Genomic DNA, 2,135 nt, shown 5'->3' on the forward strand with positions numbered 1-2,135 from the left:
TTCATACTCCACAACTTCTAATCTACCATTCTCTATTTTCCACAAAAGCCTCCCATCGAAATGATGGAAGGCTTGATATTATTTCTCACCTAATTGTTTATTGAGAAATAAGTATCGCATGTGAAACTCGCTCAATATTTGTTATCACGAGATGTTATCAGAGTTTCCGATTTCGCACTATTTTGCTAGGTGTTGGTTCGGTACAAACTCTATTCTCAGCGTCGAATTCACCGCTTCGGCGATACGATTCAGTAAAGCCAAACTGGGATTCCTTGTGCCATTCTCCAATCTGCTGATATCTGCCTGACTGATTCCGGTTTTCTCGGATAACTCCGCTTGCGTAAGTCCTGCTTCCTTTCTCGCACGAACCAAAGACATCGTGATGTCTCTCTCCGGCTGAAGAGCTTCATATTCCTTTCTAAACGCAGCATCCTGCATGAGTTCGTTAGTCAATTCCTGTAAATCGCTCATCGTATGCTCTCCTTCCTTCTCAAGTAAATCGCTCTCCTCTGCTTTGCTAGCTGGATCTCACTTTGCGGCGTTTTCTGCTACTTCTTGACAAAAACTTCTTTTCTCGAGTTACCGTTTTGCACGATCAAATAGCAAGCATATCTCGTAAGTTCATAATCTTTTATAGACTTGCTTGTATCACCTGCTCTTCAGCTTGAGAATTTACAATTTTAACCATTCATAAGGACATCAAGAAAGTAATTGAATACGGCATTATCGGCTTTGCTTTTTGTGAAGAAAAGAAAGGCCTGAAACCGGGGGCACACTTGGATACCCCAATTTCAAGCCTGACTTGCCGAAAATCTAAACGTCTTATTTACAAACTTAAACCCAGTGGAAATTCTCTTTTCCGGCTGCCGCTTCAAAATGATACTTTACCAAACCGGAATCAATTCCCTGGAACTCGCCCTCTTTATAAGTGAACTGCACTTCGTTGCCCTTGCCCTTTAAATAGAAGGACTGACGATTATAAGCGGTAGGTGCCATCAAAGCATACTCCACACCGTCCTTAAACCAATCCGGTACAGCTCCTTCATAGCTGCATACCTCAAAATCTTCCTTAGAAGCATGAGGAGTACCCTGGGTCTCTCCATAGCCGATGGAAATCACACCATAAACAGGATGATCAGGGCTTAATTTAGCAACTGCCTCCTTATTGAAGCTGGCACCTACCCACCAGGTATTTAAGCCTAAAGTCTGGGCATAGAGCATAATATCCGCACTGGCATAACCAACACGCTCCTCCACACCTTCCTTTTCGTCTCCTGCCAATACGATATAATTCTTGGCATTTTTGGTAATCAATTTATCAATTAATTCAGCAAAAGCTGCTCCATCCTCCGTTTTTAAGAAAAAATGCAGGGAATACTTCTGATTGCATTCCTGAATACGCTCTTCTAAAGCCTTTACCACATCCTGAGGAATTACTTCATCCTTGTACTTACGAACCATATGTCGTTTTTCCATTGCTTCTTTAAGGGTCATCATAGCCTCCTTTACCATAATCCGAAATTTCTCCTGAAAATAGGAATAGCACTCATCTTTAGTATAGCTTTTTTTGTCTTATTGTCCAGTTATTAATCAAGGAATGCACTGTTATTCATATCTTAGCGCTACAATAGGATCTTCCTTTGCCGCCTTATTGGCAGGATAGATGCCGAAGAAGATACCCACTATCGCGGAGAAAAGTACCGCAACCAGAATAATTCCCGGGCGAATCACTACGGATAAACCGAAGGCTGTAGCTCCCAAGGACACCAGTCCCATGGCCAGTAACACTCCAATCAATCCTCCCAGGGCGGACAAAAGAGCTGATTCCGTTAAAAACTGCACCAAAATATCTCCGGTGCTTGCGCCCAAAGCCTTTCTGATACCGATTTCTCTGGTTCTCTCCGTTACCGACACCAGCATAATATTCATAATACCGATACCGCCTACAAGAAGAGAAATGGCAGCAATGCCGCCTACAGCAGCGGAAATCCCCCCCATTACCCCATCTACCTGTTTCATTTCATCCTGAATAGAGGAAATATACCAGTCGGAGGGCTGACGATTTTTTATTTTAGAAAAATAAGCCTTGATTTCCGTATTCAGCTGTTTCATCTCCTGCTCGGACATTCCTGTTT

At 42.8% G+C, this 2,135-nt stretch carries 3 protein-coding genes; all 3 read right to left on the reverse strand.

Annotation, left to right across the window (positions count from 1 at the left end; all coding sequences use genetic code 11):
* Nucleotides 1–177: 177 nt before the first annotated feature.
* Entirely contained in the window at nucleotides 178–471 is a 294-nt protein-coding gene (locus tag ACO4PX_RS09995) for a helix-turn-helix domain-containing protein (RefSeq protein ID WP_009428098.1), read from the reverse strand.
* A gap of 363 nt (nucleotides 472–834) precedes the next feature.
* On the reverse strand, nucleotides 835–1,512 hold the full coding sequence (locus ACO4PX_RS10000; RefSeq protein WP_472447371.1) for a nitroreductase family protein: 678 nt from the start codon (nucleotides 1,510–1,512) through the stop codon (nucleotides 835–837).
* 93 nt (nucleotides 1,513–1,605) lie between these two features.
* Nucleotides 1,606–2,135 (reverse strand): ABC transporter permease (locus ACO4PX_RS10005; RefSeq protein ID WP_485572555.1); only part of this gene is annotated, 530 nt, incomplete at its 5' end.

The sequence above is a fragment of the Oribacterium sp. genome (assembly GCF_057249185.1).